Origin of the sequence: Streptomyces sp. NPDC015661 (genome assembly GCF_043077765.1) — a bacterium.
In the GTDB taxonomy this organism is placed as follows: Bacteria; Actinomycetota; Actinomycetes; order Streptomycetales; family Streptomycetaceae; genus Streptomyces.
Genome location: NZ_JBIBST010000006.1, coordinates 153,139 through 170,949, shown reverse-complemented (window position 1 = coordinate 170,949; position 17,811 = coordinate 153,139). Strand labels below are relative to the sequence as shown.

Annotated in this window: 14 protein-coding genes and 1 pseudogene; 9 read left to right on the top strand and 6 right to left on the bottom strand. The window is 72.9% G+C overall.

Translation table 11 applies throughout. From position 1 onward, the window contains the following. The first annotated feature begins 27 nt into the window (after positions 1-27). Both ACF07V_RS17820 and ACF07V_RS17815 read left to right on the top strand, forming a co-directional pair. The gene (locus ACF07V_RS17820) at positions 28-1,440 is read left to right on the top strand and encodes an amidase (RefSeq protein ID WP_392155124.1); all 1,413 of its coding nucleotides are present in this window, start codon (positions 28-30) and stop codon (positions 1,438-1,440) included. A gap of 105 nt (positions 1,441-1,545) precedes the next feature. Next, on the top strand, positions 1,546-3,150 hold the full coding sequence (locus tag ACF07V_RS17815; RefSeq protein ID WP_392155122.1) for an FAD-dependent oxidoreductase: 1,605 nt from the start codon (positions 1,546-1,548) through the stop codon (positions 3,148-3,150). Between the two features lie 4 nt (positions 3,151-3,154). On the opposite strand, the pseudogene ACF07V_RS17810 reads toward ACF07V_RS17815, so the two are convergent. Next, positions 3,155-3,343, bottom strand: a pseudogene (locus tag ACF07V_RS17810) (hypothetical protein); the annotation flags it as partial. A gap of 96 nt (positions 3,344-3,439) precedes the next feature. Continuing rightward, complete coding sequence (locus tag ACF07V_RS17805; protein ID WP_392155120.1) at positions 3,440-4,123, bottom strand: TetR/AcrR family transcriptional regulator; 684 nt, start codon at positions 4,121-4,123, stop codon at positions 3,440-3,442. A gap of 150 nt (positions 4,124-4,273) precedes the next feature. Here ACF07V_RS17805 and ACF07V_RS17800 point away from each other — a divergent pair, with 150 nt between their 5' ends. The 3 genes from ACF07V_RS17800 to ACF07V_RS17790 are packed head-to-tail and all read left to right on the top strand — an operon-like array spanning position 4,274 to position 8,457. Continuing rightward, positions 4,274-5,758, top strand: a complete 1,485-nt coding sequence (locus ACF07V_RS17800; protein WP_392155119.1) for a flavin-containing monooxygenase — start codon at positions 4,274-4,276, stop codon at positions 5,756-5,758. Then, entirely contained in the window at positions 5,755-6,714 is a 960-nt protein-coding gene (locus ACF07V_RS17795; RefSeq protein ID WP_392155118.1) for a diiron oxygenase, read from the top strand. Before ACF07V_RS17800 ends, ACF07V_RS17795 begins: the two co-directional genes overlap by 4 nt. Before the next feature lie 30 nt (positions 6,715-6,744). Continuing rightward, a complete protein-coding gene (locus tag ACF07V_RS17790; protein WP_392155116.1) occupies positions 6,745-8,457 on the top strand; it encodes an FAD-dependent oxidoreductase in 1,713 nt (570 codons plus the stop codon). Here the strand turns inward: ACF07V_RS17790 and ACF07V_RS17785 are convergent. Next, complete coding sequence (locus ACF07V_RS17785) at positions 8,414-9,427, bottom strand: LacI family DNA-binding transcriptional regulator (protein ID WP_392155114.1); 1,014 nt, start codon at positions 9,425-9,427, stop codon at positions 8,414-8,416. The two genes, ACF07V_RS17790 and ACF07V_RS17785, sit on opposite strands and share 44 nt — an antisense overlap. Before the next feature lie 129 nt (positions 9,428-9,556). Between ACF07V_RS17785 and ACF07V_RS17780 the strand changes: the two genes are divergently transcribed. Then, positions 9,557-10,621: a C45 family autoproteolytic acyltransferase/hydolase gene (locus ACF07V_RS17780; protein ID WP_392155113.1), complete on the top strand. Its 1,065-nt coding sequence runs from the start codon at positions 9,557-9,559 to the stop codon at positions 10,619-10,621. Positions 10,622-10,693: 72 nt separating this feature from the next. Here ACF07V_RS17780 and ACF07V_RS17775 read toward each other — a convergent pair whose 3' ends face one another. Next, positions 10,694-11,005, bottom strand: coding sequence for a hypothetical protein (locus tag ACF07V_RS17775; protein WP_392155112.1), 312 nt, complete (start codon positions 11,003-11,005; stop codon positions 10,694-10,696). Positions 11,006-11,082: 77 nt separating this feature from the next. Beyond that, positions 11,083-11,787 carry an esterase/lipase family protein gene (locus tag ACF07V_RS17770; protein ID WP_392155110.1) on the bottom strand — a complete coding sequence of 235 codons (705 nt, stop codon included), beginning with the start codon at positions 11,785-11,787 and terminating at the stop codon, positions 11,083-11,085. A gap of 332 nt (positions 11,788-12,119) precedes the next feature. Here ACF07V_RS17770 and ACF07V_RS17765 point away from each other — a divergent pair, with 332 nt between their 5' ends. From ACF07V_RS17765 to ACF07V_RS17755, 3 genes are all read left to right on the top strand, one after another. Beyond that, positions 12,120-14,474 carry a collagenase gene (locus ACF07V_RS17765; protein WP_392155108.1) on the top strand — a complete coding sequence of 785 codons (2,355 nt, stop codon included), beginning with the start codon at positions 12,120-12,122 and terminating at the stop codon, positions 14,472-14,474. Positions 14,475-14,560: 86 nt separating this feature from the next. Further along, on the top strand, positions 14,561-15,520 hold the full coding sequence (locus ACF07V_RS17760; protein ID WP_392155106.1) for a proline racemase family protein: 960 nt from the start codon (positions 14,561-14,563) through the stop codon (positions 15,518-15,520). 65 nt (positions 15,521-15,585) lie between these two features. Further along, positions 15,586-16,485 carry an ornithine cyclodeaminase family protein gene (locus ACF07V_RS17755; RefSeq protein WP_392155640.1) on the top strand — a complete coding sequence of 300 codons (900 nt, stop codon included), beginning with the start codon at positions 15,586-15,588 and terminating at the stop codon, positions 16,483-16,485. Between the two features lie 67 nt (positions 16,486-16,552). Here the strand turns inward: ACF07V_RS17755 and ACF07V_RS17750 are convergent, their stop codons facing one another. After that, positions 16,553-17,797, bottom strand: coding sequence for an NAD(P)/FAD-dependent oxidoreductase (locus tag ACF07V_RS17750; RefSeq protein ID WP_392155105.1), 1,245 nt, complete (start codon positions 17,795-17,797; stop codon positions 16,553-16,555). Positions 17,798-17,811: the final 14 nt, after the last annotated feature.

Sequence of the window (17,811 nt, the reverse complement as noted above, 5' to 3'; positions counted from 1 at the left end):
CCGACCCTTCCCACCTGGAGCCAGCCCATGGACCCCTTCGCCTCAGCCACCGACCTCGCGGCGGCCGTACGCCGGCGCGACCTCAGTCCCGTCGAGATCGCCGACACCTACCTCCGCAGGATCGCCGCACACGACGGAGAACTCGCCGCGTTCACCTGGATCGACGAGGACGCCGTCCGCGCCGCCGCGCGCCGCGCCGAACAGGCCGTCACCGAGGGAGGACCCCTCCCGCCCTTCCACGGCGTGCCCGTCCCCGTCAAGGAACTCACCCAGGTCGAGGGCCAGCCCGCCACCTACGGCTCGTACGGTGTCGACGACCGCCCCCGTACCCTCACCGAACCCGTGGTGCGCCGACTCCTGGACGCCGGGTTCCTCCTCATGGGCCGCACCAACTCGCCCGAAATGGGCCTCCTTTCGACCACCGACAACAGCCGCTTCGGCAGCACCCGCAACCCCTGGAGCCTCGAGCACTCCTCCGGCGGCTCCAGCGGCGGCGCCGCAGCGGCCGTCGCCGCCGGCCTCGCACCCGTCGCCCACGCCAACGACGGAGGCGGCTCCATCCGCATGCCGTCCTCCGCCTGCGGACTCCTCGGCCTCAAACCCAGCCGGGGCCGCGTCCCCCAGCAGGTCCCCGGCTGGGAACACGCCACCGTCGAGGGCGCCATCACCCGCACCACCCGCGACGCCGCCGCGCTGCTCGACGCGATGTCCGTACCCGACCGGCTCGCCATGTACCAGGCCCCCGCACCCGACCGCCCCTACCTCCACGAGGTCGGCCGCGACGCCGGACGCCTCCGGATCGGACTGCTCACCCAGGCGCCCACCGGCCTGCCCGTCGACCCGCAGTGCGTCGCCGCCGCCGAGCACACCGCCCGGCTGCTCGAAACCCTCGGCCACCACGTCGCCCCCGCCTCGCCCCGCTTCTTCAGCGAGGAGGCGATCACCGGATACGCGCAGACCGTCCTCGACGCGGCGCTCTGGGCCGCCCCGTACCAGCAGCCGGAACTCGCCGAACCGCACCTGAGGTTCCGGATGGACCGGGCCGCCGGGAAGCACTCGGGCGAGTACACCCGGGCCGCGGCCCTGCTCGCCGAGGAGGCCCGCGCCGTCCGCGCCCAGTGGGGCCACGAGTTCGACCTGCTCCTCACCCCCACCATGGCCTGCCTGCCGCCGCCGGTGGACGCCCTGCTCAAGGAGGCCAACGCGGACCCCGGCGGCCCCCGCACCACCGAGACCCGGATGATCTCCTTCACCTCGATCTGCAACATCACCGGCCAGCCCGCCGTCAGCCTGCCCACCTTCACCTCGGCCGAGGGCCTGCCCGTCGGCAGCCAGCTCATCGCCGGTCCCTGGGACGAGGCCGCCCTGATCCGCGTCGCCGCCGAACTGGAGGCCGTGGACGGCTGGCCGGGCCGCCGCCCCGCGCGCTACGCCGCCTGACACCCCCTACGCGAGGCAACCCCCTTCGTCGGCGGTGGCACCGCGCCACCGCCGCTCCCGGTTCCCCCTCCCCAGGGAACCGGCCCCCCTTGGAAGGAGCCGCACATGGCACGCACCGCACCGGCCCGCATGCTGCGCCGGATCGTCGCCGAACACTCCACCGAAACGGCCGTCGGCGGGCCCTCCCGCCGTACCCTCCTCGGCGGACTCGCCGCCGGAGTGGGCCTCGCCGCCACCACCGCCGTCGGCGCAGCCCGCCCCGCCCACGCCGACACCGCACCCCAGCCCGTCGTCGCGATCGTGGGCGCCGGCATCGCGGGACTCACCGCGGCCCTCCGACTGGCCGATCACGGCATCGCCTCCGCGGTGTACGAGGCCGACACCCGCGTCGGCGGCCGGATCCACTCCAACCCGGCCGGTTCCTACTGGGGCGACGGACAGAGCTCCGAGTGGGGCGGCGAGCTGATCGACACCGGTCACACCCGCATGCGGAGCCTCGCCGCCCGCTTCGGCCTGCCCCTCGACGACCTGCGCGCCGCCGAGCCCGCCGGAGCCACCGAGGTCTACCGCTTCGACGGCGCCTACTACACCTACGCCCAGGCGAGCGCCGACTTCAAGAAGCTGAAGCCGGTCATCCAGCAGGACCTCGCCACCTTCAACTGGCCCGTCGCCTGGGACGCCGCCAACAGCCCCGGCGCGGTGACCCTGTCGAACATGTCGATCCACGACTGGATCGCCACCCGCGTCCCGGGCGGGCACGCCTCGTCGTTCGGACAGCTCCTCGACGTCGCCTACACCACCGAGTTCGGCACGGACACCACGTCCTCCTCCGCCCTCGGCATCATCGGCATGCTCGGCTACCAGCCGACCCCCACCGGCTTCGCCCTGTTCGGGGAGAGCGACACCCGCTACCGCGTCCGCGGCGGCAACCAGCGCCTCCCGCAGGCCATCGCCGCCGCACTGCCGCCGGGCACGGTACGCCACGGCTGGCGGCTGAAGTCCGTGGCGGCCGCGGCGGGCGGCCGCCAGCTGCTCACCTTCACCGCCTCCGGCTGTACGCAGACGGTGCTCGCCGACCACACGATCCTGGCCCTCCCCGTCGGCGTGCTCCAGCGGCTCGACCTCTCCGCCTCCGGATTCGACAGCCGCAAGCGCGCCGGCATCGCCGCGATGACGATGGGTCAGAACTGCAAGCTCTCCCTGCAGTTCGACACCCGCCACTGGAACACCCCGGGCCCGTGGGGGCTCGCCGGCGGCAGCACGATGAGCGACACCGGCTACCAGACCTCCTGGGACTCCAGCAGGGCCCAGCCCGGCGCGATGGGCATCCTCACGGTCTATGCGGGCGGCAGCCACGCGGCGGACTTCACCCCGTCCACGCCGTTCCGCACGGCCGCCGACCCCCAGATCGCCGGCTACGCCCAGACGGCCCTCGCCCAGCTCGAACCGGTCTTCCCCGGCCTGAGCGCCCACTGGACGGGCAAGGCCACGCTCGCCGCCTGGCCGCTCAACCCGAACGCGTACGGCTCGTACGCCGGCATGCCCACCGGCTACGCCCACCAGTACGGCGGCTACGAGGGCGTCCGCCAGGGCAACACCCACTTCGCCGGCGAGCACACCTCCGCGGTGGCCCAGGGCTACATGGAGGGCGGCGCCGAGTCCGGCGGGCGCGCGGCCGACGAGCTCCTCACGGACCTCGGCGTCCTGTAGGCCGCCCGCTCGACCCCGCGAGGGCCTCGGCCCGGCCGGCCTCGCCGATGCGGAAGTCCTCCGGGGTCGCGGGACGGGCGCCGAGGGCGATGCCCGTGCCCAGGCAGAGGGCCACGAAGAGGAGCCAGCCGGTCAGTGCGCGCCAGGGATGACGCGCGCTGAGCCGGGCCATGCCTACGGTCGGGTTCGTCATGCGTCCCGGACCCGTCGGCGGGGCCGTCGCGCCGACAGGCTCGGCCGGTTGAACCTCGTGTCCACCGGTCGGTGGACACGAGGCCGTCGCCGCGGGTCAGGTCGGCCCGACGGGCTGATCGGGGTCGAGCTTGATGCCCAGGCGCGCCGTGGCGCTCGCGAGGACGCCCCAGAGGGCGTCGCTCAGGAAGAGCGTCAGGTCGTCGAGGGAGCTGCCCGACTCGGGATGCGCGGCCCACTGGTTCACCACGCCGTCCACCAGGCCCACCATGGCGAACGCCAGGTTGAGCTGGAAGCCGGTGGGCGCCCGTTCCCCGTCCGGGAGGAACCGGTCGGCGTACGAGTCCAGGAGCCGCGCGAGGTGGAGGGCGACGGCGGTTCGGGTGCCGGTGACGGCGGGCGAGCCGGTGCCGAGGAACCGGTGGAGGTGCGGATGCAGCGCCACCCAGCCCACGTACGTCGCGGCGGCGTGCTCGATCGCCTCCCGGATGGTGCCCCTGGGATCGAGCGCGGGGGAGAGGGCGGCCATCAGCTCGTCGGTGATCCGCGCCCGGATCTGCTCGTCGAGGTCCTCGCGGCTGCGGAAGATCCGGTACACCACGGAGCGCGGCATGCCGGCCTCGGCGCCGATCGCCGCCACGCTGACCGTCGTTCCTTCGCGCCCGATCACGGTGAGGGCCGCGGTGAGGACCTGGTCCCGGCGCTCGGCGCGGTGGCCGGTCCAGCGTGTGTCGCGGCCGTCGGGGCGCCCGTCGTTGCGTGTGTGTCTGTCCTCGGCCACGGCGTGGATGGTACCTGGCGATCAAGAAAGAGCGGCGCCCGCGGGGTGGCGCACGTCACGTTACCGCCGGTACCTTGGACGTGGTGACGCAGGTACATTCCCGTGCCCGGGGGAGAATGCACCGCCACCACCGGCCGCAGAGGGGACGACATGGAGAACCGGCACGTCGACGTGCTGATCATCGGCGCGGGGCTTTCCGGCATCAGTGCCGCCTGCCACCTGCTCGCCGGGAACCCCGGAACCACGTACGCCGTCATCGAGCGGCGCTCCGCGATCGGCGGCACCTGGGACCTGTTCCGCTACCCCGGCATCCGCTCGGACTCGGACATGTACACCTTCGGCTACGGCTTCCGCGCCTGGCACGGCACCAAGGTCCTCGCCGGGGGCACGGACATCCGCCGCTACATCCGGGCCACCGCCGAGGAGCACGGCGTCACCGACCACATCCGCTTCGGCCGCAGGGCCGTCCGGGCCGACTGGTCGAGCGAGGAAGCCCGCTGGACCGTCGAGACCCTCGACGAGGCCACCGGCGAGACCCAGGTCCTCACCGCCCGCTTCCTCGTCGGCGCCACCGGCTACTACGACTACGACGCCGGCCACCGCCCGGAGTTCCCCGGCGAGGACCGCTTCCGGGGCACCCTCGTGCACCCGCAGCACTGGCCCCGGGACCTCGACCACACCGGCAAGCGCGTCGTCGTCATCGGCAGCGGCGCCACCGCCATCACCCTCGTCCCCGCGATGGCCCCCGAGGCCGCGCACGTCACCATGGTCCAGCGCTCGCCCACGTACATCGTGGCGCTCCCCGCGGACGACCCCCTCTCCGTCCTCCTGCGCCGGCTGCGCGTCCCGGCCGCGCTCGTCCACCGGGTCGGGCGGACCCGCAACATCGCGATGCAGCGCGGCCTGTACGCCCTGTGCCGCAAGGCCCCCCGCCTCATGCGCAAGGTGCTCCTCGGGGCGGTACGGGCCCGGCTCGGCAAGGGCGTCGACATGCGCCACTTCACGCCGGCGTACAAACCCTGGGACCAGCGGCTCTGCGTCGTCCCCGGTGGCGACCTCTTCACGACGCTGAAGAGCGGCAGGGCCTCGGTCGTCACCGACCACATCGAGACGTTCACCGAGACCGGCGTCAGGGTCAGGTCCGGCGAGGAGATCCCCGCCGACATCGTCGTCACGGCCACCGGCCTGCGCATGCAGCTCGCCGGAGGCATGGAACTCGCCGTCGACGGCAAGCCCGTCGTCACCCGCGACCACCTGCTCTACAAGGGCGTGATGCTGGACGGCGTCCCCAACCTGGCGATGATCATCGGCTACACCAACGCCTCCTGGACGCTCAAGGCCGACCTCGCCGCCGACTACGTCAGCCGGCTCGTCGCCCACATGGACCGGCACGGGCTCAGCACCGTCACGCCCGTGGCCGACGAGACCGACCGCTCCTCCGTCTCCGTCATGGGCGAGTCGCTGACCTCCGGCTACATCGCCCGCGGCGACGCGATCATGCCCCGCCAGGGCACCCGTGACCCCTGGCGGATCCGGAACAACTACTACCGCGACCGCCGTGCCCTGCGACGGTCCCCGATCGAGGACCCCGCGCTCCGCTTCGACCGCGCGCTCACCGAAGGAGGACGAAGATGACCGGCGTGCAGAGCTATCACGAGCGGCTCCGGACCCTGTCCGAGGCCTCGGTGCACATCCACTTCGACGCGTTCACCGACATCGACTGGGACCACCCCGACTTCGCCATCGACCCGGCGGACCCCCGCTGGGTCCTCCCCGCGGCCGACCCGCTGGGCGGCCACCCGTGGTACCGGGAGCAGCCGCTGGAGGTCCGGACGCGCATCGGACTGTGGCGGTACGCCAACATCGTCAAGGTGGGCATGCAGTTCGAGAACGTCCTCATCCGCGGCGTGATGGACTACGTCTTCTCACTGCGCAACCAGGACCCGGAGTTCCGCTACCTCACCCACGAGGTCACGGAGGAGTGCCACCACACCCAGATGTTCCAGGAGTTCGTGAACCGCGCGGGCGCCGACGTTCCCGGCGGGCGACGCTCCTTCCGCGTCCTCAGCCGCTTCCTGCCGCTCGCCGGCTCCCTGATCCCCGAGTCCTTCTTCACCGGCGTCCTCGCCGGGGAGGAGCCCATCGACCACCTCCAGAAGGCGATCCTGCGCGGCGGCGAGGACATGCACCCCCTGATGCGCCGTCTCATGCAGATCCACGTCGCCGAGGAGGCCCGGCACATCTCCTTCGCCCACGAGTTCCTGCGCGTCAAGGTCCCCGGCTACGGCAGGGCGCGCAGGGGCGCCCTGTCGGTCGCCTTCCCGGTGATCATGCGGGTGCTCGGGGACGTCATCATGGTCCCGGACCGGAAGACCGCCGAGACGATCGGCGTGCCCCACTGGGTGATCAAGGACATCTTCTGGAAGTCGCCCGACGGCGAGAAGATGCTCCGCGACCTCTTCTCCGACGTACGGATGCTCGCCGAGGACATAGGACTGATGAACAGGGCCTCGCGGCGGGTGTGGAAGGCGCTCCGCATCGACGGCCGCCCCTCCCGCCACCGCGGCGAACCCGCCCCGTACGCCGCCTGACGCAGCCCGCAGGTCCCGGAACGGAGAACCATGACCTACGTCGTCACCCGGTCGTGCTGCGCCGACGCCTCCTGCGTCCTCGCCTGCCCGGTCAACTGCATCCACCCCGCCCCCGGCGAACCGGGCTTCGGGCGGACCGAGATGCTGTACGTCGACCCCCGCACCTGCGTCGACTGCGGCGCCTGCACGACCGCCTGCCCGGTGGACGCCCTCAAGCCGCACACCCGGCTCACCGAAGCGGAGCTCCCGTTCCTCGCGCTCAACCGCGCCTACTACGACGACCATCCGCACGAGGACCGCACACCGATGGCCGTCGTACCCCCACAACGCCGCACCTCCGCGGCCGAGTTGCGGGTCGCCGTCGTCGGCGCCGGACCGGCCGGCCTGTTCGCGGCCGACGAGCTCCTGCGGCATCCGGGTGTCACCGTGACCGTCCACGACCGGCTGCCCACGCCCTACGGGCTCGCCCGCGCGGGAGTCGCGCCCGACCACCAGGACACCAAGCGGGTCGCCCGGCTCTTCCGGGCCGTCGAGAACCAGCCCGGCTTCTCGTACCGGCTCAACACGGAGATCGGCCGCGACCTGCACCACGAGGACCTGCTCCGCGACCACCACGCCGTGATCTACGCCGTCGGCGCGGCCACGGACCGGCGGCTCGGCATCGACGGCGAGGAACTGCACGGCAGCGCCTCCGCCACCGACTTCGTCGCCTGGTACAACGGCCATCCCGACCACAGCGCCGGCAGCTACCCCCTGGACGGCGAACGGGCCGTCGTCATCGGCAACGGCAACGTGGCCCTCGACGTGGCCCGGATCCTCGCCGCGGACCCCGACACCCTGTCCCGTACCGACATCTCCGACCGGGCGCTCGCCGCGCTGCGCACGAGCCGCATCCGGGAGGTCGTCGTCCTCGGCCGCCGCGGACCCGCCGAGGCCGCCTTCACCCTGCCCGAACTGCTCGCCCTCGCCGCCCTCGACGACATCGACGTCCTCGTGGAGAACTGGCCGGCGGACCTGCCCGCGGACGCCACGCCCGGGACCGAGGTCCTCGCGGAGCTCGCCGCCCGAACTCCCGTACCGGGGCGGCGCCGCATCGTCCTGCGCTTCCTGACGAGACCGGTGCGGATCGTCGGCGACGACCGGGTGACGGGCCTGACCGTCGAACGGACCGCAGTCGACACCCGGACCGCACTCGACACCCGGACCGCACTCGACACCCGGACCGCCCTCGGCACCCGGACCGTCGAGGCGACCGACACCATCGAGGCCTCGCTCGTCCTGCGCGCCATCGGCTACCGCGCCCGGCCCGTCCCCGGCCTCCCGTTCGACGAGACCACCGGCGCGGTGCCCCACGACCGGGGCAGGGTCCGGCCGGGCGTGTACGTGGCCGGCTGGATCAAACGCGGCCCCAGCGGATTCATCGGCACCAACAAGTCCTGTGCCCAGGAGACCGTCTCCGCGCTGCTCGACGACCTCGAAGCCGGGCTGCTCACCCCACCCGTCGGCGATGCGCCGGCGTCCGGCGCGCACCCGGACGCCGTCGGCCTCGACGGCTGGCGGGCGATCGACGAGGAGGAGCGCGCCGCCGGCCGTCTCCAGGGCCGCCCCCGCGTCAAGATCCTCGACCGGGAGGCCCTGCTCGCCGCGGCCCGCTCCGGTCGCCCTCCGCGCCGCTCCGGCCGGCTGTTCTCCCGCCGGCCTACCGCCGGGTCGACGCCCTCGGGCGGAAGCGGGCCTGGGTGAGGCGGGGGGAGTCGGCGGGGCGGCCGGCGATCAGGGACTGGAGGATGTCCAGGAGGGCCGCCGAGCTGCCGACCGGGTTCAGTTCCAGGGCCGAGATGGCGGGGCGGCTGTTGCGCGCGTGCTCGGAATCGGATCCGGCGACCACCATCGTGTCGGCCGGCACCCGTACGCCCCGCGCGATGAGCCCCCGCTGCACGCCGGCCGCGTGCCGCCCGGTGAGGCAGAAGACGGCGTCCGGCACCCCGTCGCCGACGAGCCGGTCGGCGAGGGCCGCACCGCCCTCGACGCCCGCGCGCTCGGGAAGCTCGTAGAGCCGTGGCGTGCTGCCGCGCTCCTCGCACCAGCCGAGGTAGAGGTCCTGGTGTTCGAGGTTCCACGCGTTCGGGTCGGTGCCCCGTACGAGGGCGACGGAGCGGGCTCCGGCCGCCGTCAGATGGTCCAGGATCAGCCGGGCCGCGACCTCGTCGTCCTCCGAGGCCCAGTGCGTGAAGTCCGGGCGTCCCGGCGGACGGCCGTAGGTCACGTACGGGATGCCGCGCTCCTCCAGGCGGGCCACGACCGGGTCGTCCACGTGCGGGTTGGTGACGATGTAGCCGTCCAGGGAGAAGGCCAGCGGCGGGACCGGCGCCCGGGTCAGGTCCGGCACCAGCATGAGGCTGAGGCCGCGGGCCAGGGCCTGTGAGGCGGCCGCGCCCACGAACCGCTCGAAGACGTCCACGCCCGCCGGCGCGTAGTCGCCCAGGGCGTCGAGCGAGCGCAGGACGAGACCGACGGCCCCCATGGGGGAGCGGCGCAGGCCGCGGGCCAGGGCGTCCGCCTCGTACCCCATCTCGTCGGCGACGGTCCTGATGTGCGCGCGGGTGGCCGCGCTGAGGGTGCCCTTGTCGTTGAGCGCGTGCGAGACGGCGGTGACGGAGACCCCCGCCCTGCGCGCCACGTCCTTGATCGTGATGCCCCGTGTCCGTGCCACCGCGCTGCCCGTCCCGAAACGAATACTCCCGAATGCTGCCCCGAAGCATTGCATAAAACGTTTTACGTTCCTAGCTTGAAGCCCGCCCCCCCGTCGGCATGCGACCGCACCGGCCTCGAAGGAACGCGCGTGGAACTGCACACCCTCACCACCACCCGGACGACCGACCCCCGCGAGCGCGGGACCCTGCTCGGCACCCGCTTCGGCGCCCGGGTCCGGCGCGTCGCGGAGCTCTACCGGGAGCACTTCGCCGCCCTCGGCATGCCCGCCGACCGGGTCCGCGACATCGCCACCCGTAGCCACGAGGCGCTGCGGGCCTGGGCGCCGGACCTGGCCGAGGAGTCCGACGCCTGCGCCGACGCGGCCGGCGTCGAGCGTTGGGAGGTGGCCGCCGTCGGCGCCCGCACCGAGATCCTCGCCGGCTGCCCGCAGCCCGGTCGGGGCGAGTGCTCGACCGCCGTGTTCGCACCCGCCGGGTCCGCGCCCCAGACCGTACAGACCTGGGACTGGCACGACCTGCTCGTCCCGGACGCGCTGCTGCACGAGCTGACGCCGAGCGAGGGCCGCACGGTGAAGCTCTTCACGGAGTTCGGCGCCCCCGGCAAGATCGGCGTGAACAGCGCCGGGCTCGGCGTGCACTTCAACATCCTGTTCCACGCGTCCGATTCCGCGAGCGGTGGCGTGCCCGTGCACGCGGTCGCCCGCCGCATCCTCGACGAGGCGGACACCCTCGACCGCGCCGTCGAGATCGCCTCGACGGCACGCGTCAGCGCGTCCACCTCGCTGACCGTGGTCACCGCCTCCGCCACCGCGAGCCTGGAGCTTTCCCCCGCCGGCCTCGCGGTCGTCCCGGCGGCCGAGGACGGCTGGCTGCTCCACACCAACCACTTCCTCGACGCCGGACTCGCGGCCGCGGACACCGGAGCGGCCGACTCGATGACGGCCGAGCGGCTCGCCCATCTGCGCGGGGTGCGCGCCGCGATGCCCGGCCTCCCACCCGCCGAGCGGGCGCGGGCCTTCTGCGGCGACGCCGGGGCCGACGCCGTCGTCTGCATGCGGCCCGACGAGAACAAGCCGCGGCACGAGCAGTGGGGCACCCTGCTCACCATCGGCCTCGACGTCACCGGCTGCGCGATCGACTACCTGGCCGGCCCGCCGCACGAGGCCCCGGCGACGGGCCTCGCGCGCTTCTGACGCACGATCGGCCCCGCGGGGGGCCGCCTCGCTCCCTTCTTGGGTTCCGTCGGCCTGCGCGTGCCGCCTCGCTCACTCCTTGGCGTCCACCCAGTCCACACACTCCAGGTCCTGCCCCACCAGCCGGTAGAGCACGCAGATGCGGGCCCTGAGCACCGCCGGTTCCGTCGGCTCCGGCATCCGCTCACGGAACTCGGTGATGATCCGCTCGTCCTCGATCCGGGAGAGGCCGTGCTGCCGGGCGAAGTCGACGCCCAGCTCGCGCTGGAGCGCGAGACTTGCCAGGGCGTACCTCTCTGCTGCTTCGGGGTGGTTCCTGAACACTTCCGCGATGTCGGCGAAGAAGGCGGTGTCTGTCCTGGTGTCGTAGCCGGCGGCGGTCACGGGTGTCTCCTCGGGTGTCGGAGGGTCCCCTGTTTCCAGGCTGCTCCGCCTCCCGAGCGCACGCCAGTCCGCGCGCTTCAGGAGTGCAGGAAGGCGCGGACCCCTCGGGAGACGGCGTCGTCGCCGAGGAGTGCGTTGTGGTCGAGACAGCCGGCGCCGTTGTTGACGGCGCCGGCCAGCGGCACGCTGCTGTCGGGGTTGATGACCTCGTCGCAGTTCGACCACCAGGTCGCGTAGCGCACGGCGCCGGGCGTCTCGTCGCCCTCCGCGAGCTTCTTCTGGACGTAGGAGCCCGGGGTCATGTCACGGCAGGCCTGGTCCCAGAGCGCGCACGCCCATGCCGTGCTCGTGCCGTGGTTGGGCCCGGCGAGGGAGGCCCAGTGGGCGACGGAGGACTGGCCGGCGGCGTCGAACTTCACGTACCAGCGGGTGACGAGGCTGCCGAAGGAGTGGGCGACGAGATCGACCCGGCTCGACCCGGTCCGCCGCTTGACGCCTTCGACGTACGCGGCGAGTTCGCCGGACAGGACCTCGTTGACGGACCGGTGCGTGTCGTAGCCGAAGGAGAACAGCTCCGCGTCGGTGTACCCGTCGGCCTCGAAGTCCGCGCGCAGCCCGCCCCAGACGCCGGGGTCGGCGTTGTAGCCGTGGACGAACACGACGGGGGTTCGGGCGGACGCGATGTGAGCGGACGCCTCGGCATGGCCGGGCGCAGCCGGCAGCAGCAGCGACGCGACGACCGTGAGAAGGGGAATCGCCGTTCGGCCCCGGAGTCTCAACATGCTTTCCCCTGGAATGAGTTACGCACGAGTAGTCACGAGCATGGTGGGGGCTGAGGGGGCGGATGACCAGCCCTCCGCGCGGGCGTGGCGCCGGAAGGTCGCCGAATCCTGAGGCTTGTGCGGGGGATTGACCCACTTCGGGGGAGCCCGCCGGCCCCGCCGGGGAACTGATGTCGTCCCAGGGCTTGTCAGTGCAATTTCACATTACTATGTTACAGCGCACACGGTCTGATGAACGTCCGTCATACGCCGTGCGAAAGCGACCAGTTCGCGCACCTGACCAGTGCGCGAACCCATCCCCGCACCAACCCCCCTCACCAGCAGGAGTTCTGTTGTCCCTCCACAGACGTGTGCGCTCGTCCCTGCTCGCCTCCGCCATCGCGGTCACCCTCCTCGCCTCCGTCGGGCAGGCCGGTGCCTCCGCGGCGAGTCCGGACGACCTGCCCGCCCCCGCCCCGGCCCCCCTGCTCGGCGCTCCGGCCCCGCAGGCGCAGCCGGGAGCCAACCCCTTCGACGAGGTCGAGCACCGGGCCTCCGCCCCGCGCACCACCTTCGGACCGGCCCCCGCCCCCGGCGGCCACGCCACCGGCCGCGTTCCCGGTCGCGCCCCGGCCACCACGACCGCACGGTCGTTCGCGGCGGCCACCACCACGACCACCGGCGTCCCCTGCACCCTCGACGGGATCACCGGCCTCGCCCCGGAGCAGTTCGCCGACTTCCTCGCCGACCCCGCGGTCACCGCCGACGGCTGTCTGCGCGGCCTCATATGGACCTGGGACGCCCGGCTCGCCCCCGTGATGTCCGACGCCCACGTCCAGGCCGTCGCCCGCCGCATATCGAGCCTGTCCGCCGCCCACGACGGACGGAACTCCTCCCACCTGGAGGAGATGTTCACGTACCTGCACGCCGTCGTGTACCACGACTACTCGCGCGACGAGATCGACACCACCGACGCGCCCACCGTGAACGCGATCCGGCAGGCCGTCGCCGACTTCGGCGCCGCCGCCCGCACCTTCGACGTCACGAAGAGCAACGCGAACACCCTGCGCGAAGCCCTCTACGCGGCCAGCGCGCCCGGCCTGCGCCAGTACCAGCTCGCCCTGATCAAGCGGGTCCTCGCGACCATGGACCCCTCGCACACCGCCACGAACCTCGACCCGGCCTGGGCCGGTGCCGCACTCGCCGGCCTCTCCGTCAACTACCTCGGCATCTACCCGGGCAACCAGGACAGCGCCTTCCACGCGGCCGTCGCCGCGGACCCGGCCTACCGCGCGACCTTCAAGGCCTTCGCGGGCTACGGCCACCTGAAGGGCACCGCCAACGCCTGGGTCGCCCGCGACGCCCTCAGCGAGTACGGACGCTTCGGCCAGGTCGCCGGACTCAAGGACGGCGTCGTCGCCGACCTCGGCATCATGCTCAACACGGTCGTCGACACCTTCGGACGCGGCAGCGAGCAGTGGGCCAAGGTGGTCTCGTGGCTCAACTTCTACGAGGCGTGCAAGCCGTACGGCGTGTGCAAGGAGGACATCGAGAAGCAGCTCTTCCCGTACACGTACACCTACGACAACGGCGCCATCAAGGTCCGCACCGCCCTCGACCGGGCCACCGTCGACCAGCTCTACTACGCGAGCAAGCAGGTCAAGGCGCAGTACCACCGTGTGCTCGGCACCGAGCAGCCGCTCGCGGGCGACAACAACACCACCCTGAACATCGTGCTCTACGCCTCCCGCGCGGACTACGAGAACTACCACCCCATCCTCACCGGCATGGGCACCAACAACGGCGGCATCTACATCGAGCGCGGCGCCACCTTCTACACGTACCAGCGGCGCGTCCCCCAGGACTCCTCGCTGACGCTGGAGGAGCTCTTCCGCCACGAGTACACCCACTACCTCAACGGCCGCTGGGCCGTCCCCGGCTTCTTCGGCGAGGGCCCCTGGTACCAGGGCGACCGCACCACCGCCATGGACGAGGGCACCGCCGAGTTCTTCGACGGAGCGACCCGCGACAACGGCATCGCCGTCCGCAAGTCCCTCGTCCGCGGCATCATCAACGACACCGCCGGCGGCGGCCCCCGGATGAGCGTCCAGCAGCTCCTCCACGCCACCTACGACGGCGACGGCTTCCGCTTCTACAACTACGCGGGCACGTTCTTCGAGTTCCTCTGGACCGAGTACCCCTCCCTGCTCCGCGAGATGTACACCCACCTGCGGGCCAACGACGTCGCGGCGTACGACGCCTGGCGCAACCGGATGGGCTCCGACGCCAACCTCCAGATCGCCTACGACCGCTTCCTCGACGCACAGATCGCCAAGGTCGACCAGCTGTACGTCCCGAACACCACCTACACGCCCAACGCCCAGCTGCGCGACGCGGACCTCGCCTCGGTCAAGTCGTCCTTCGCCACCGCCACGTACAACACCCCCGACTGCGTGGAGAACGGCGAACCCGGCAAGCGCCGCTTCCTCTGCACCGGGCGGATCACCGCAAACCTGTCCAACTCCGGCAGCGCCGACCAGGTCTTCAAGGACATGTCCGAGACCGTCGACTACTTCATCCTCGACCGCGCCGGCGCCGCGTCGAACAACCTGGCCGACATGAACTGCAGCTTCGGACCCGTCGAGATCTGGTCCAGCAAGGTCGCGGGCACGTCGAGCTACAGCTGCGAGGGCCCCCTCCGCAGCTGACCGCACCGCACACCGTCCGGGCCGGTCCTTCCACGGGGGGAGGGGCCGGCCCGGCACCGCAACTCTTCTTCCGGAGGCCGTACTTCGTGAGCACCACCCCGCACTCGGTCCGCACCACCGACTACCACACCGCAGGCGAACCCTTCAGGATCGTCGACCAGGACCTGCCGCCCGTCCCCGGCGACACCGTCGCCGAGCGCCGCGCCCTCGCGCTCCGGCTCGGACCCCTCGACGAGCTGCGCCGCCTCCTGGTCCGGGAACCGCGCGGACACTCCGGCATGTACGGCGGGTTCATCGTCCCGCCCGACGACGACGGTGCCCACTTCGGCGTGCTCTTCTGGCACAAGGACGGCTACTCCACCGCCTGCGGCCACGGCACGATGGCGCTCGGTGCCTGGGCCGTCGACACCGGACGAGTCCCCGCACCCGATGACGGCGACGTCCCCGTCCGCATCGACGTGCCCTCCGGGCGCGTCACCGCGACCGTGCACCGCGCGGGCGGCCGCACCACCGGCGTCACCTTCCGCAACGTCCCGACGCGCGTCCTCGCGCGCAAGGTCCCGGTCACCACCGCGTCCGGCACCGTCGAGGTCGACCTCGCCGACTCCGGAGCCTGCTACGCCTCCGTCCCCGCGCGCGCCCTCGGCCTCGACACCACCCGCGCCTCCCTGCCCGCGCTCGTCCGGGCCGGACGGGAGATCCGCGCCGCCCTCCCTGAACACGACGTGTACGGCGTCATCCTGTACGACGAGTTGCCCGACACCCCCGGCGGGCCGCACCAGCGCAACGTCACCGTCTTCGCCGACGGACAGATCGACCGCTCACCCTGCGGCTCCGGCACCTCCGCACGGCTCGCCCTGCTCGGCGAGGACGGGCGCCTCGCCCCCGGGGACACCCTCACGCACGAGTCCGTGGCCGACACCGTGTTCACCGGCCGACTCCTTCCCGGCGGCATCACCGAGGTCACCGGAGCCACCTACCGCACCGGCACCCACACCTTCGTCCTCGACCCCCACGACGACCTGGGGACAGGATTCCTCCTGTGACGACCACGACGACCACGACCACCACGACGGCCAAGACCGGCCTGCTCCACATCGACGCCCCGACCATGACCCGCCTCCTGACCCCGGAGGCGACCGCCGACGTCCTCGCCGCGGTCCTGCGCGCCGGATTCGACCCGGAGACCGCCCCGCCCCGCACCGCCGTCCCCGTCCCGGCCGGCGAACTCCTCCTCATGCCCGCCGCCGACCACACGTACGCCGGCGTGAAGATCGCGGGCGTGGCCCCCGGCAACCCGGCCCTCGGGCTGCCCCGCATCACCGGCTCCTACCTGCTCCTCGACGGAGCCGACCTCCGGCCGCTCGCCCTGCTCGACGGCGCGGCCCTCACCGAACTGCGCACCCCGGCCGTCTCGGCGCTCGCCGTCCGCCGCCTGACACCGGACGACCGGCCCCTGCGCCTCGTGCTCTTCGGCACCGGGCCCCAGGCGTACGGTCACCTGGAGGCCGTCCTCGCCGTCCGCGAGGTCGCCGAGGCCGTCGTCGTCGGGCGCAACGCGGTCGGCGCGCGGGCCCTCGCCGGATACGCGCGGACGCTCGACGTGCCCGCCCGCGCCGGCACACCCGACGACGTCGCCGGGGCCGACCTCGTCGTCTGCTGCACCACGGCCCGCGAACCCCTCTTCGACGGCACCCTGGTCGCCCCCGGCGCCACCGTCGTCGCGGTCGGCTCGCACGAGCCGGCGGCCCGGGAGACCGACACCGCACTCGTGGCCCGCGCCGAGGTGTACGTCGAGGCGCGCTCGGCGGCGCTCCGCGAGGCCGGCGACCTGCTCGTCCCGATGGCCGAGGGGGCGATCGGCGCGGACCACGTCGCGGGCACCCTCGCCGACCTGGTGCACGGACGGATCCCCTCCGGGCGTCCGCGGCTCTTCAAGAGCGTGGGCATGGCCTGGGAGGACCTCGCCGTCGCCGGCGCCCTGTACCGCGCGGCCCGAGAGGCCGCCTGAACACACCGACGCCGGCACCGCTCGTGTGACGCGGTGCCGGCGTCGGCCTGCCCGGGCGGGAGACCGGTCACGCCCCGCGATGCCGGAGGTTCACGACCGCCGCCCTCGCCACCACGACCGGGTTCAGGAAGCGCGCCGGACCGATCAGCCGGGACGCGAACAGGTGCATGTGCCGCGCCAGGGAGCCGTCGCGCGCCGCCGCCGAGAACATCAGCCGCTCCATGGGATTGAACGGCCGGCCCTTGGCGAAGTCGGCCGCCAGGAACTGGTGCCCGCCGAGCCGGCGCCGGTGCCTGCGCGCGTACGTCGCGAGCGCCCGGTCGAGGTCGCCCGAACCGCTCAGGGCCGGGGCGACCGCCTCGGCCAGCCACTGCGCGGACGTCAGCGCCCATCCGCATCCCACGCCCCACAGCGGATCGCCGGTCAGCGCCGCGTCGCCGATGAGCGCGAGGCCCGGAGCGCTCGCTTTGCGGCTGTGGAGGGGGTAGTCGACCGTGCCGGTGATCTTCGTGACGCGCTCGGCTGCGTCGATGGCCGGAGCGTCGGGCAGGGAGCGGACGAACTCCAGGAAGCTGCCCTCCAGATCCTCCCGGAAGGCCGGAAGCCGCTTCTTCTCCGGGAGCACCGCGACGACCGTCACCCCGTCGTCGTTCGGGAACGCGTACGCCATGTCGGGCACCAGGAACCAGGCGTGACTGATCCCGTCGCGCAGCGGCAGGTTCCGGAAGTGCGCGAGATAGCCGAAGCGCGCGTTCTCGTGCCGCCGGGTGGGCAACCCGGCGAACCCGGCCACGGCCGAGTCCTTGCCGTCGGCGCCGACCACCAGACGGGCCCGGATCTCGCGCTCGCCCTCGGGCGTCGACGCACGCACCCCCACGGTGCGCCCGGCTTCCCGGATCAGCCCGGTCACCTTGTGGCCGAGGAGGACGTCGACGCCGAGGGTCTCGGCCGCACGGGACCTGATCAGCGGGTCGAGGGTGCTGCGCCGGACGTTGTAGCCGTACGGCAGCTCGGGACCGGGTGCGGCACTCGGCTCGATCCACCCCCAACGCGTGTACCAGCGGGCCTCGTTGCGCACGGCCCCCGCCTTCTCGAGAGCGGGCACGAGGCCGAGTTCCGCCAGCACCGGGGTGGCGTTGGCGGTGATGGAATGGGTGCACAGCGCCTTGTACGCCCCCGGGCGCGAGCGGCGTTCGAGCAGGGCGACGCGGGCCCCCCGCCGGGCGAGCAGGATCGCCGCGGTGCAGCCGGCGAGACTGGCCCCGCTGATGACGACGTCGTAGTCCGGTCCCGCGCTCTCGGGCTTGGTCATGCTCTGATCGTCCC

What these genes read in the sequence shown, in the direction of transcription:
- ACF07V_RS17820 (WP_392155124.1), top strand. Translation starts at nt 28, where the DNA reads ATGGACCCCTTCGCCTCAGCCACCGACCTCGCGGCGGCCGTACGCCGG.
- ACF07V_RS17755 (WP_392155640.1), top strand. Translation starts at nt 15,586, where the DNA reads ATGACCCGCCTCCTGACCCCGGAGGCGACCGCCGACGTCCTCGCCGCG.
- ACF07V_RS17770 (WP_392155110.1), bottom strand. Translation starts at nt 11,787, where the DNA reads ATGTTGAGACTCCGGGGCCGAACGGCGATTCCCCTTCTCACGGTCGTC.
- ACF07V_RS17815 (WP_392155122.1), top strand. Translation starts at nt 1,546, where the DNA reads ATGGCACGCACCGCACCGGCCCGCATGCTGCGCCGGATCGTCGCCGAA.
- ACF07V_RS17790 (WP_392155116.1), top strand. Translation starts at nt 6,745, where the DNA reads ATGACCTACGTCGTCACCCGGTCGTGCTGCGCCGACGCCTCCTGCGTC.
- ACF07V_RS17795 (WP_392155118.1), top strand. Translation starts at nt 5,755, where the DNA reads ATGACCGGCGTGCAGAGCTATCACGAGCGGCTCCGGACCCTGTCCGAG.
- ACF07V_RS17750 (WP_392155105.1), bottom strand. Translation starts at nt 17,797, where the DNA reads ATGACCAAGCCCGAGAGCGCGGGACCGGACTACGACGTCGTCATCAGC.
- ACF07V_RS17800 (WP_392155119.1), top strand. Translation starts at nt 4,274, where the DNA reads ATGGAGAACCGGCACGTCGACGTGCTGATCATCGGCGCGGGGCTTTCC.